The 13,525-nt window shown below is 40.6% G+C and carries 10 protein-coding genes; all 10 read left to right on the top strand.

All coding sequences use genetic code 11. The annotated features are described in order from the left end of the window. The first annotated feature begins 72 nt into the window (after positions 1-72). The 10 genes from ileS (at position 73) to MN204_RS04270 (ending at position 13,525) form a co-directional block, all read left to right on the top strand. Complete coding sequence (gene ileS, locus MN204_RS04315; protein ID WP_249869855.1) at positions 73-2,829, top strand: isoleucine--tRNA ligase; 2,757 nt, start codon at positions 73-75, stop codon at positions 2,827-2,829. A gap of 239 nt (positions 2,830-3,068) precedes the next feature. Further along, positions 3,069-3,545, top strand: a complete 477-nt coding sequence (gene lspA, locus MN204_RS04310; RefSeq protein ID WP_249869854.1) for a signal peptidase II — start codon at positions 3,069-3,071, stop codon at positions 3,543-3,545. After that, a complete protein-coding gene (locus MN204_RS04305) occupies positions 3,542-4,453 on the top strand; it encodes an RluA family pseudouridine synthase (RefSeq protein WP_249869853.1) in 912 nt (303 codons plus the stop codon). The genes lspA and MN204_RS04305 overlap by 4 nt, the downstream gene beginning before the upstream one ends. A 168-nt stretch (positions 4,454-4,621) precedes the next feature. After that, positions 4,622-5,164 carry a bifunctional pyr operon transcriptional regulator/uracil phosphoribosyltransferase PyrR gene (pyrR, locus tag MN204_RS04300; protein ID WP_249869852.1) on the top strand — a complete coding sequence of 181 codons (543 nt, stop codon included), beginning with the start codon at positions 4,622-4,624 and terminating at the stop codon, positions 5,162-5,164. A gap of 245 nt (positions 5,165-5,409) precedes the next feature. Continuing rightward, positions 5,410-6,336, top strand: a complete 927-nt coding sequence (locus MN204_RS04295) for an aspartate carbamoyltransferase catalytic subunit (RefSeq protein WP_249869851.1) — start codon at positions 5,410-5,412, stop codon at positions 6,334-6,336. Next, positions 6,293-7,579 (top strand): dihydroorotase, encoded by a 1,287-nt coding sequence (pyrC, locus tag MN204_RS04290; RefSeq protein WP_249869850.1) that lies wholly within the window; start codon positions 6,293-6,295, stop codon positions 7,577-7,579. Before MN204_RS04295 ends, pyrC begins: the two co-directional genes overlap by 44 nt. Beyond that, positions 7,572-8,672, top strand: coding sequence for a carbamoyl phosphate synthase small subunit (locus MN204_RS04285; protein WP_249869849.1), 1,101 nt, complete (start codon positions 7,572-7,574; stop codon positions 8,670-8,672). The genes pyrC and MN204_RS04285 overlap by 8 nt, the downstream gene beginning before the upstream one ends. After that, entirely contained in the window at positions 8,665-11,865 is a 3,201-nt protein-coding gene (carB, locus tag MN204_RS04280; RefSeq protein WP_249869848.1) for a carbamoyl-phosphate synthase large subunit, read from the top strand. The genes MN204_RS04285 and carB overlap by 8 nt, the downstream gene beginning before the upstream one ends. Then, positions 11,862-12,617, top strand: coding sequence for a dihydroorotate dehydrogenase electron transfer subunit (locus MN204_RS04275; protein WP_249869847.1), 756 nt, complete (start codon positions 11,862-11,864; stop codon positions 12,615-12,617). The genes carB and MN204_RS04275 overlap by 4 nt, the downstream gene beginning before the upstream one ends. Then, positions 12,614-13,525, top strand: coding sequence for a dihydroorotate dehydrogenase (locus tag MN204_RS04270; protein ID WP_249869846.1), 912 nt, complete (start codon positions 12,614-12,616; stop codon positions 13,523-13,525). The genes MN204_RS04275 and MN204_RS04270 overlap by 4 nt, the downstream gene beginning before the upstream one ends.

Here is a 13,525-nt window from a genome sequence, read left to right as displayed (position 1 = left end):
GTTTCTGGGAACTGAAGCTAGTTGTACGCAACAAGGCAATATGACAAGTGAACAATACAAGGAGGAAGCACAATGGATTATAAAGAAACGTTACTTATGCCAAAAACAGAATTTCCAATGCGAGGCAATCTGCCAAATAAAGAACCAAAAAGACAGGAACAATGGGATGAAATGAACCTTTATGAAAAGAGTCTGGAACGTACAAAGGACAGACCATTATTCGTTTTGCATGATGGCCCGCCATACGCAAATGGTGACCTTCATATCGGACATGCGCTCAATAAGATTTTGAAGGATTTTATTGTCCGTTATAAATCAATGACAGGCTTCCATGCACCATATATTCCTGGCTGGGATACACATGGTTTACCGATTGAGACAGCTTTAACAAAAAATAAAAAAGTAAAACGTAAAGAAATGAGTGTAGCGGAGTTCAGAAAGTTATGTGCTGAATATGCATTAGGACAAGTGGACAGCCAGCGTACACAGTTCAGGCAGCTTGGTGTCCGTGGTGATTGGGATAATCCATATATCACATTGACAAAGGATTACGAAGCATCACAAATTAAAGTATTTGGTGAAATGGCGAAAAAAGGCTATATCTATAAAGGCTTAAAACCTGTTTACTGGTCCCCATCTTCCGAATCAGCACTTGCTGAAGCCGAGATTGAATATCAGGATAAACGCTCTGCTTCCATATATGTAACTTTTGAAGTAACGGATGGTAAAGATTTATTTGACGGTGGAGAGAAAATCATTATATGGACGACGACCCCATGGACGATTCCTGCTAATCTCGGAATCAGCCTGCATCCGGAATTGAAATATGTTGTAGTGGAAGCAAATGGTGAAAAATACATTCTCGCTCATGCTCTACTTGAAGCAGTTTCTGAAGAACTGGGCTGGGAAAATGTAAATGTGGTCAAAATCTTTAAAGGGCAGGAAGCAGATCGGGTAGTTGCAAAACATCCATTCTATGACCGTGAATCTCTTGTTATGCTTGGCCAACACGTAACTACAGATGCTGGTACGGGTTGTGTCCATACAGCACCAGGTCATGGGGAAGATGACTTCTATGTATCCAGAAGCTATGGTATCGATGCATTCTGTCCTGTTGATGATAAAGGGGTATTTACGGAGGAAGCACCTGGGTTTGAAGGGCTATTTTATGATAATGCCAACAAAGTAGTAACTGAAAAACTTGAAGAAGCTGGTGCATTATTGAAAATGAGCTTTATTACCCATTCATATCCACATGACTGGCGTACGAAAAAACCGACTATCTTCCGCGCAACGGATCAATGGTTTGCTTCCATTAAAGATTTCCGTCAAGAAATTCTTGATGAAATAAAAGAAGTCAACTGGTATCCAAATTGGGGAGAAACAAGATTGTATAATATGGTGCGTGACCGTGAAGACTGGTGTATTTCCCGTCAACGAGCATGGGGGGTTCCAATCCCGGTATTCTACGGTGAAGATGGTACGCCAATCATTACGGATGAAACAGTAAACCATGTTTCTGATTTGTTTAGAGAGCATGGATCTAATATTTGGTTTGAAAAAGAAGCGAAAGACCTGCTTCCTGAAGGATTTACTTCTGAACATAGTCCAAATGGAGTGTTCACGAAAGAGACAGATATCATGGATGTTTGGTTTGATTCCGGTTCTTCCCATGAAGGGGTGCTGATGAATCGTGAAGACCATAGAAGACCAGCAGATATCTACCTGGAAGGCAGTGACCAGTACAGAGGTTGGTTCAACTCTTCCTTGTCAACAGCAGTAGCTGTTACAGGAAAAGCGCCTTATAAAACAATTATCAGTCATGGCTTCGTATTGGATGGTAACGGCAGAAAAATGAGTAAATCGCTTGGCAACGTAATCGTCCCATCCAAAGTACAAAAGCAACTTGGATCCGATATTTTACGTTTATGGGTTGCAAGTGTTGACTATCAAGCGGATGTTCGTATTTCAGATGATATTTTGAAACAGACTTCGGAAGCATATCGTAAAATCAGAAATACGTTCCGCTTCCTATTAGCTAATCTGTCTGACTTTAATCCGGCAACAGACACTGTACCTGATCAAGAATTAGAAGAAGTGGATCGTTACATGGTGCACCGCTTGCAACAGCTCGTATCGGATGTTCGTGAAAACTATGAGAAGTATGAGTATTCACCAACATTCAGCCAAATCCATAATTTCTGTGCAGTCGATTTAAGCTCATTCTATCTTGACTTTGCGAAGGATGTATTATATATCGAAGCTGCAGATAATAAACGCCGTCGTAGTATTCAAACTGGCTATTACGAAATCCTCACTACTTTAGTTAAATTGCTAACACCAATCATTCCACATACGATGGATGAGGTTTGGGAATACATCCCGGGTGTTGAAGAGGAAAGTGTTCAATTGACAGACATTCCTAAAGCAAGAAAAGTAGCTGGTATGGAAAACCTTGAAGCGAAATGGGATCATTTTATGAAAGTTCGTGATGATGTCCTGAAAGCTCTAGAAGAAGCGAGAAACGAAAAAGTTATTGGGAAATCATTGGAAGCTAAAATCACAATCGTTCCAAAAGATGGAGAAACCAAAGAAGTATTAGCTTCCTTGGAGCATTTACATCAGTTCTTGATTGTATCCGAGGCAGTAATCAGTGAAAGTGATGATCGAACAAAAGAATACAACTATGCAAATATATTGGTAGAAAAACATCCTGGAGAAAAATGTGAACGCTGCTGGGTCGCTTCCGAAACAGTTGGTAAAGATCATGATCATCCGGAATTATGTACGCGTTGTGCAACAGTAGTTAAAGAGCACTATACGGTTTAACTGCAGATTATCCATTAGAAAACTTGGCTGTCACTAATCCTTTTGGTGATAGCCTTAGTTGCCCGTATGTAGTGGGAGGGTGTTTATACTTTCTACTCCTAAAATATCCCTCTTGAATAAAGAGGGATATTTTATTGTTTGCCCGTATGTAACAACGATCTGTGTACGCTTGTCCTTGAAAAGAATAGGCTTAACGTATAAGATAATAAGGACTTAGAAATAGAATCGGGGGAAATGAGATGCACTGGTATTATGTCATTGCGCTGATTATAATCGGAATTGACCAACTTACAAAGTGGATTGTTGTAAAAGAAATGGAACTTGGTGAACAAATAACAATCATCGAAAACTTTTTTTATCTCACTTCACATAGAAACTCGGGTGCCGCCTGGGGGATTTTACAAGGTCAAATGATATTTTTCTATATTGTTACTATCATTGTTGTAGTTGGGATAATTTATTACATGCAAAAATTTGCAAAAAACGATAGAACTCTTGCAGTTGGTCTAAGTTTAATACTAGGTGGTGCAATAGGTAACTTTATCGATCGGGTATTCCGCAAGGAAGTGGTCGATTTTGCAGATTTTATTATATTTAATTATAACTTTCCAATCTTTAACGTGGCAGACTCCGCTTTAACAATTGGTGTTATAGTAGTGATTTTTGCAACAATCATCGATGAATTGAAACAAAGAAAGGAAAAGCCAAAAAAATGACGTATTTTAATCATGTAGTAACAGAAGAGCAAAATAAAACGAGATTGGATAAACTTCTGTCTGAAATTAATCCAGATCGTTCACGGTCACAAATTCAAACATGGATCAGTAAAGATCATGTTATGGTAAATGGCGAACCCTCAAGAGCGAATCATAAATGTCATACAGGTGACGAAATTAAGTGGTCGATACCGGAAGCAGTCGAATTGGATGTACTGGCTGAAGATATCCCATTATCCATCATTTATGAAGATAGTGATTTACTTGTAGTTAACAAGCCAAAAGGGATGGTTGTCCATCCATCTGCAGGCCATCAAAGTGGTACACTCGTAAATGCTTTGCTTCACCATTGCAAAGACCTATCGGGTATTAACGGGGTTGAAAGGCCAGGAATTGTACATCGAATTGATAAAGATACAAGCGGTCTTTTAGTTGTAGCGAAAAATGATCATACACATGTCCATTTATCGGAGCAGTTATCCAACAGGGAAATTAAACGTAAATATGAGGCTGTCGTTCACGGAGAGATTACCCATGAAACAGGTATGATTGATGCTCCGATTGGAAGGGATCCAAAAGACCGGCAAAAGATGGGCATCGTCGATAATGGAAAACCTGCAGTTACGCATTTTAAAGTACTAAACCATTTTCCGGATTTCACACATGTGGAATGTCAGCTGGAAACAGGACGTACTCACCAAATCCGTGTTCACATGAAATATATTGGTTTTCCACTAGTTGGTGATCCTAAATATGGCCAAAGAAAGACATTGGATACAGAGGGACAAGCGCTTCATGCAAAATCACTCGGTTTCACCCATCCTAGAACAGAGGAATGGCTGGAATTTGAAGTGGAAGCACCAGAGGCATTTCAGGAAGTCCTTGAAACAATTAAGAAAATGTATTGACATACGTTCTATTGTTTGCAATAATGAACTAAATGAATAGATGACCTTTAAATAGTAGTCCTGTGAGGCTAAAAAGGGTACGGTAACATAGAGTGCGATGATGGACTTTAAACCCTTTTTTTCCAACCAGGAAAAAAGGGTTTTTTATATGAATTGGGGTGCATTGTGGTGAAGAAAAAGACAGAAATATTGGATACAGCTGCAATAAACAGAGCATTGACACGAATGTCCCACCAAATTTTGGAGAAAAATAAGGGTGGCGAAGACCTGATTCTAGTGGGTGTTAAAACAAGAGGCGTGCCACTCGCTAAACGAATTCAAGATAAAATTAAACAAATTGAAGGTATAGCAGTACCATTTGGTGAACTTGATATTACAATGTATCGTGATGATTTGAAAAAAGCGAATATCAGTAATGAACCGGAATTTAAATCAGCAACGATAGATGTGGAGTTGACCGGAAAAAATGTCATTTTAATCGATGATGTTCTTTATACAGGAAGGACTGTGAGAGCCGCCATGGATGCAGTTATGGACATTGGAAGACCTTCTCGTATACAGCTTGCTGTTCTTGTTGACAGAGGACATCGTGAGTTGCCAATCCGTGCTGATTACGTAGGAAAAAATATTCCTACTTCAGATAAGGAAATCATCGTAGTTAAATTAGTTGAAATTGATGAGTATGACCAGGTTTCCATTTATGAAAAATAAATAGTCCAACTTTTAATCAAATCCAGAGAGGTTTGAAAGGTTGTCCGGAGAGTCGTGTGGGGAGATCTACACGTGTACCTCTATGCAGCCTTCTGCATAGAGGTTTTTAGTTTTTTGTAGTTTAGGAAGCATAAAAACGTTCTGAACTAGATTAGTATACGACGACTGCCACCGAAAGCTTGCTAAATTCCGAGTATTCTAAGATGAAAATAGATAAATTTTAAACCTGTTAAGGAGGAGAATAAATGAGACATTTTTTATCTGTAAATCAACTCCGTGTAGAAGAAATTTACTCCATCCTGGAAACTGCTGAAGATTATCGAAACAAGCCTGTAAACTTGAATAAACAATTATTTGCTGCAAATCTTTTCTTCGAGCCAAGTACACGTACAAAGATGAGTTTTATTGTCGCTCAAAGGAAGCTAGGTTTGGAAATCCTTGATTTTCATTCAGAATCATCCAGTGTGCTTAAAGGGGAGTCCCTTTATGATACTGCGAGAACATTTGAGTCTATTGGATCGAATCTTCTAATAGTCCGACATCATTCAGACAGCTGGTTCGAAGAACTCGACGACAGAATTTCAATTCCTGTCATCAATGCTGGTGCAGGGAAGGAAGAGCATCCTACACAATGTATGCTTGATCTGTTAACGATCTATCAGGAGTTTGGCACTATTGAGGGATTAAAGGTTGTGATTGTCGGTGATATTAAACATAGCCGGGTAGCGCGTTCCAATGCTTTTGCACTTCGTAAGCTCGGAGCAGATGTTCATTTATGTGCTGCACCAGGATTTGAGGACGATGAACTCGATTTTCCTTATATTTCAATAGATGAAGCGGTGGAAATCTGTGATGTGGTCATCCTGCTTCGCATCCAGCATGAAAGGCATCTTCACAAGGCCGAAACATCTGATTATCTTCAGCTTTATGGGTTAACAAAAGAAAGAGAGAGAAAAATGAAAAATCAGGCAATTATCCTGCACCCTGCACCTATCAATCGGGGCGTCGAGATTGATACAGACCTGGTTGAATGTGGGCGGTCACGAATCTTCAAACAAATGGAAAATGGTGTTTTTGTAAGAATGGCTATTATGATGACCGTATTAAATGAATGGGGGATCATTAACAATGAAAACAATTTTAAAGCATGCAAAACGCTTGCTGCCAACTAATGAAATAGTCGCTTGTGAAATACTAATAAATAGGAACATGATAGAAAAAGTGGATACAGAGATTTCAGATGACGCTGATCAAATCATTGATTTGAACGGAAAGTTGGTTTTACCCGGTTTTATTGATGTTCATATCCATCTTCGTGAACCAGGTGGGGAACACAAAGAAACAATTATTACCGGGACAGAAGCCGCTGCGCGAGGAGGCTATACGACTGTCTGTGCAATGCCAAATACAAATCCTGTTCCAGACAGTAAAGAAGCGTTAAGCGCACTTTTGGAAAAAATAAAAACCGATGCAAAGGTTCGCGTTCTGTCTTATGCTGCAATCACGAAAGGATTAAAGGGTGAAGAACGGACAAATATTAAGGAATTAAGTGAAATGGGGGCATTTGCCTTCACAGATGACGGAGTTGGGATACAGACGGCAGATCAGATGCTTAGCGCGATGAAGGAAGCTGCAGCATGTGGTACTTCAATTGTTGCCCATTGCGAAGACAATACCATCGTATACGGGGGAGTTGTCCATGATGGAGAAGTAAGTGGAAGATTGAACCTTCCTGGAATACCTTCATTAAGTGAATCGGTCCAGATTGCAAGGGACGTGCTACTTGCAGAAGCTGCAGATTGTCATTACCATGTTTGCCACGTCAGCACGAAGGAGTCCGTTCGTGTAATCCGCGATGCAAAAAAGGCGGGAATCCATGTTACTGCTGAGGTAACACCACATCATTTACTGATGAATGAAGAAGATATCCGCGAAAACGATGCTAACTTTAAAATGAATCCGCCTCTTCGTGCGAAAGAAGATCAGCAGGCATTATTGGAAGGATTAATGGACGGTACCATTGATTTTATTGCAACCGATCATGCACCACATGCAGCAGATGAAAAAGCACAGGGATTTTTAAAAGCACCATTTGGTATTGTTGGACTGGAAACTGCTTTTCCACTTCTTTATACAAATCTAGTGGAAACAGGTAAAATTAGCCTTAACCAATTAGTTGAGTGGATGACACTGAAACCTGCAGAAGTTTTTGCCCTGCCTTATGGAACGCTTGAGGAAGGAAGGGTTGCAGATATAGCAGTAGTTGATCTGGAAAAGGAATCGGTCATTGATAAGAACACTTTCTATTCGAAAGGGAAGAACACGCCATTCCATAATTGGAAAGTTAAAGGATTACCAGTATTAACAATTGCAGAAGGTAAAGTTGTTTATGAGGAGGATGATATTCATGGCTAAAAGACAATTGGTTCTGGAAGACGGTACAGTATTCATCGGGGAAGGTTTTGGAAGTAAACGGGTGTCAACAGGAGAAGTCGTATTCAATACAGGAATGACAGGCTATCAAGAGGTTATATCGGATCCTTCCTACTGCGGTCAGATCGTTACGATGACTTATCCGCTTGTCGGAAATTATGGTATCAATCGCGATGACTTTGAAACGGTGACACCGTTTATTAATGGATTTGTTGTAAAGGAAGCAAGTGATGCTCCTTCCAACTTCCGTAATGAAGAAAGCCTTGACCACTTTTTAAAAGCGCATGATATTCCAGGAATTCAAGGAATAGATACTAGAAAACTGACAAAAATCATCCGTAGACACGGAACAATGAAAGCAATCATTTCCGATTTGGAACCCGCGGCAGAGCATCTTGCTGAAAAGGTAAGAAATCTAACCATGCCCACCGATCAGGTTAAAACAACTTCAACGATAAAGCCTTACGTAGTGCCAGGACGCGGACTGCGGATTGTATTGGTTGATTTTGGGGCGAAACATGGTATTCTACGCGAACTGACAAAGCGCAACTGCCATATTACTGTCGTACCTCATGATTACACTGCAGAAGCCATCTTACGTCTCAAGCCTGATGGCATTATGCTGACAAATGGACCCGGAGATCCTAAAGATGTACCGGAAGCAATTGAAATGATTCAGCATGTACTAGGGAAAATTCCTGTGTTCGGTATATGTCTTGGCCACCAGCTGCTGGCACTTGCCTGTGGAGCTGACACAGAGAAAATGAAATTTGGACATCGTGGTGCAAACCATCCGGTCAAAGACATAAAAAGCTCGAAAACGTATCTAACATCACAAAATCACAGCTATGCAGTAAGGGAAGCATCACTTGAAAATACGGATCTGGGACTTACACAAATTGCTTTGAATGATCGCACTGTTGAAGGAGTCCGGCATAAGAATTACCCGGCTTTTTCCGTACAATATCATCCGGAAGCATCCCCGGGGCCAGAGGATACCAATTATTTATTTGATGACTTTATGAACATGATTAAAAAAAATCAAAAAAAGCATGAGGAGGAAGCATATGCCTAAAAATACAGACATCCAGAAAATATTAGTAATCGGTTCCGGTCCAATTGTCATTGGTCAGGCAGCAGAATTCGATTACTCCGGTACACAAGCATGCCAGGCCTTAATGGAAGAAGGTTACACAGTCATACTTGCTAACTCCAATCCAGCAACAATCATGACCGATAATACAGTTGCAGATAAAGTTTACATGGAACCGTTAACGGTAGAATTCCTTACTAAAATTATCCGTAAAGAACAGCCAGATGCATTATTGCCAACCCTAGGTGGACAAACAGGATTGAACTTGGCTATGGCGCTCGATGAGAAAGGCACACTTTCTAAATATAATGTTCATTTGCTAGGTACAACACTGGAAGCAATTCAAAAGGCTGAGGATCGGGAGCAGTTCAGAGACCTCATGAATGAATTGAATGAACCTGTTCCAGAAAGCAGTATCGTGCATACCGTTGAAGAGGCTCTCGATTTTGCAGCTGAAATTGGTTATCCGCTGATTGTTAGACCGGCGTACACACTTGGTGGAACTGGTGGAGGAATGTGCTATAACGAGCAGGAGCTAAAAGACATAACAAAAAATGGATTAGCATTGTCCCCTGTTAATCAATGTCTAGTCGAAAGAAATATTGCTGGTTTCAAAGAAATTGAATATGAAGTGATGCGTGATAAAAATGACCAGGCTATCGTAGTGTGTAATATGGAAAACGTGGACCCAGTCGGGATTCATACTGGAGATTCGATTGTAGTGGCTCCATCGCAAACATTAAGTGACAGGGAATATCACATGTTACGAAACGCATCATTAAAAATCATTCGTGCATTGAAAATAGAGGGCGGTTGTAATGTACAGCTTGCACTAGATCCGAACAGTTTTGACTACTACATTATTGAAGTAAATCCGCGGGTAAGCCGTTCTTCCGCTCTTGCGTCCAAAGCAACAGGCTATCCTATTGCAAAAGTGGCTGCGAAGATTGCTGTAGGATATACATTGGATGAAATCATCAATCCTATTACTGGGAAAACATATGCCATGTTTGAGCCTGCACTTGATTATATCGTAACCAAATTCCCAAGATTTCCTTTTGATAAATTCACATCTGGAGATCGCAGACTTGGTACACAAATGAAGGCAACCGGTGAAGTTATGGCGATTGGCCGTACGTTTGAAGAATCCCTATTAAAAGGTGTTCGTTCACTTGAACTTGGAACGGAAGAACTATGGTTAAAATCCTTAGTAAACGTTTCAGAAGAGACGTTGGTGAAACGTTTGGAAAAAGCAGATGATGAGCGGATATTTGTGTTAGCAGAAGCCTTTCGAAGGGGTTTTACGACAGAACGTATTTTTCAATTAACTAAGATAGATCCATTTTTCCTTGTCAAACTGGAAAGACTTATTGAGTTTGAACAGGAATTGGCTGAAAATCCATTCTCCAAGGAATTGCTGGAAAAAGCGAAAAGAATTGGAATTGCAGATACGCAAATTGCAAGATTATGGAATGCTACAATTGATGACATCTATGCACAGCGAATGAACGAGAATATAAAACCTGTTTATAAAATGGTTGATACATGTGCAGCGGAATTTGAATCGGAAACACCTTATTTTTACAGCACCTATGAATTTGAAAATGAATCCATCCCATCAAATCGCAAAAAAATCCTTGTTCTCGGCTCCGGTCCAATTCGAATTGGACAAGGTATTGAGTTTGATTACGCAACCGTCCACTCTGTACTTGCTATTAAGGAAATGGGATATGAAGCGATTATTATGAATAATAACCCGGAAACAGTTTCTACAGACTTCAGTATTTCCGATAAGCTCTACTTTGAACCATTAACATTGGAAGATGTCATGCATGTCGTAGACCTGGAACAGCCGGAAGGGGTTATTGTGCAGTTCGGTGGTCAGACGGCAATCAATCTTGCTGCAGGTCTGGAAAGAAGAGGAGTTACCATTTTAGGGACGAATCTGGAAGCTATTGACCGTGCAGAAGATCGAGATAAATTCGAGCTATTATTGGATGAGCTTAACCTTCTGAGACCTAAAGGGAAAGCAGTTAAAAAATTAGATCAAGCGATAGATGTAGCTAATACAATCGGCTATCCCGTACTTGTAAGACCTTCTTATGTAATCGGTGGGAGCAGAATGGAAATAGTCTATGATGATGATGAATTGCAAACCTATCTTGCAAAATCAGATAATATCGATCCCGAGCATCCAATCCTGATTGATAAATACCTGACAGGAATTGAAGCAGAGGTAGATGCAATCAGTGATGGTGACACTACGATCGTACCAGGCATCATGGAACATATTGAACGTGCCGGTGTGCACTCTGGTGATTCCATGGCGGTGTATCCACCACAACGATTAAGCAATGCAGTAAAGGAAAAATGTATGGATGCCGCAACAAAAATTGCAAAAGCCCTTGATGTGAAAGGTTTAATCAATATCCAGTTTATCATTCGTGGGGAAGCCGTTTATGTACTGGAAGTAAATCCACGTGCGAGCAGAACAATACCATTCCTAAGCAAAATAACTGGCGTTACAATGGCAAATCTCGCTACAAAATGCATTCTGGGAACCAAACTGAAAGACTTAGGATATGAAACTGGAATCTTACCAGAACAAAAACAGGTATCCGTTAAAATTCCAGTGTTCTCTTTTGAAAAACTTCGTAGTGTTGATACAATCCTAGGACCGGAAATGAAGTCGACTGGTGAAGCAATCGGATATGATAAAACATTGGAAAAAGCTTTATATAAAGGCTTGATTGCAGCTGGTTTAACTGTACCGCAGGAAGGCGGCGTTCTTCTCACTGTAGCAGACAAGGATAAAGCGGAAATGCTTGAGATTGCTGATCGTTTCCATGAATTGGGATTCCTGCTTTATGCAACGGAAGGAACGGCAGCGTATGTCAGGAATGCAGGGTTGCCAGTTGTCGAAGTGGAGAAAATCGGCGATACCCAGCCAAACGTTTTATCCACTATCGAAAATGGCCAGGTGCAGTTCGTTATTAATACACTTAACTCGGGCAAAAAACCGAGATCTGATGGATTCCTTATCCGCAGAGAAGCAGTGGAACACGGAATTGCTTGTTTAACAAACATGGACACTGCAAATGCTATCCTGAATGTAATTGATTCAACAACATTCAGCGCAAAACCAATGGGACAAAAAGAGGCATTTGTACAATGATAAAAAAAGAGACGATGTTGATAAAATTCGTTGAACAAATAGCACTGGATACAATTGAAATGGTTGTGGAAAATGCGTATATCAGCAAAACGGCAATTCCGGGTCAGTTTCTGCACGTGGCTGTTGATGGACAAACGCTTAGAAGGCCAATCTCGATTGCAGATATAAATAGAGAAAAAGAAACAATAACACTATTGTTTAAAATTGTGGGGTCAGGAACGGCAAAACTTGCTACTTTAAAACCTGGTATGTCAATGGATGTATTAGGTCCGAGCGGTAATGGATTTCAAATAGTTGATAAAGAGCCATCAACAATTCTATTGATTGGTGGAGGGATTGGTGTCCCTCCGCTATACTATCTGGGGAAAACATTGGCAGAAAAAAATAAAGAGATCATCTCCATCCTCGGCTTTCAGACGGAGAAAAGTGTATTTTACGAGGAAAAGTTCAGCAGTTTAGGAAGAACTTATATTGTGACAAATGATGGTTCTTACGGTGAAACAGGTTTTGTGACAGATGTTATCGAAAAGGCAGGACAATTTGATCGTTACTATTCCTGTGGACCTGTACCAATGCTGAAAGCAATCACTGCTAAGCTCGTCGATAAGCCTGGCATGATTTCATTGGAAGAGCGGATGGGCTGCGGTGTAGGTGCTTGTATGGCTTGCGTTATTCCAACTGATTCGAATGGCGGATACAAAAAAATCTGCAGCGATGGACCCGTTTTCCATGCACAGGAGGTTTCTCTATGACAAATCTAGCAATCAATCTGCCTGGACTGGAATTGAAAAACCCAATCATGCCTGCATCAGGGTGTTTCGCATTTGGAAGAGAATACAGTGAATTTTATGATTTGAGTAAGCTTGGTGCCGTGATCATGAAAGCAGCAACAGGGACTGAAAGATTTGGCAATCCGACTCCAAGGGTAGCTGAAACGGCTTCCGGTATGCTGAATGCAATCGGATTGCAAAACCCGGGAGTGGAAAAAATTATCGAAAAGGAAGTTCCGTTTCTTGGACAGTATGACACTTCTATTATAGCTAATGTTGCAGGAAGCACACTTGAAGAGTACGAGAAAGTAGCTGCAGCTTTTAATCAGACAGACCAGGTACATGCACTTGAATTAAATATATCCTGTCCGAATGTGAAAGAAGGAGGGATTCAATTTGGCACCGATCCGTCCATGGCGGCAAAAGTAACGGAAACCGTAAAGAATGCAAGTCAATTACCGGTATATGTCAAGCTGTCACCAAATGTAACGAATATCGTGGAAATGGCCAAAGCAGTGGAATTAGCAGGAGCGGACGGGCTTTCGATGATCAACACGATCACTGGAATGCAAATCCACTTGCCGACTAAAAAGCCATTAATAGCCAATAAAACGGGAGGATTGTCCGGACCGGCAATCAAACCTGTTGCGATTCGAATGATTTATGAAGTGAAACAACATGTGTCGATACCTATTATCGGTATGGGTGGTATTAGTAATGCAGAGGACGTTCTGGAATTTCTGCTTGCTGGTGCAAGTGCTGTTGCTGTTGGAACTGCCAATTTCAGCAATCCATTTGTATGCCCGGAAATTATTGATGCCTTACCCGAAACCTTAAACAGATACGGTTTTGATTCCGTTGAAGATGCGATAGGAAAGGGGATTATGTGA

The organism is Oceanobacillus saliphilus, from assembly GCF_023522835.1.
Classification (GTDB): domain Bacteria; phylum Bacillota; class Bacilli; order Bacillales; family Amphibacillaceae; genus Oceanobacillus; species Oceanobacillus saliphilus.
This window is presented reverse-complemented; position numbering and strand designations above follow the sequence as displayed.

Coding starts and splice junctions, on each gene's coding strand:
- MN204_RS04270 (WP_249869846.1), top strand. CDS start 12,614: ATGACAAATCTAGCAATCAATCTGCCTGGACTGGAATTGAAAAACCCA.
- MN204_RS04295 (WP_249869851.1), top strand. CDS start 5,410: ATGAGACATTTTTTATCTGTAAATCAACTCCGTGTAGAAGAAATTTAC.
- MN204_RS04285 (WP_249869849.1), top strand. CDS start 7,572: ATGGCTAAAAGACAATTGGTTCTGGAAGACGGTACAGTATTCATCGGG.
- lspA (WP_249869854.1), top strand. CDS start 3,069: ATGCACTGGTATTATGTCATTGCGCTGATTATAATCGGAATTGACCAA.
- MN204_RS04275 (WP_249869847.1), top strand. CDS start 11,862: ATGATAAAAAAAGAGACGATGTTGATAAAATTCGTTGAACAAATAGCA.
- MN204_RS04305 (WP_249869853.1), top strand. CDS start 3,542: ATGACGTATTTTAATCATGTAGTAACAGAAGAGCAAAATAAAACGAGA.
- pyrC (WP_249869850.1), top strand. CDS start 6,293: ATGAAAACAATTTTAAAGCATGCAAAACGCTTGCTGCCAACTAATGAA.
- carB (WP_249869848.1), top strand. CDS start 8,665: ATGCCTAAAAATACAGACATCCAGAAAATATTAGTAATCGGTTCCGGT.
- ileS (WP_249869855.1), top strand. CDS start 73: ATGGATTATAAAGAAACGTTACTTATGCCAAAAACAGAATTTCCAATG.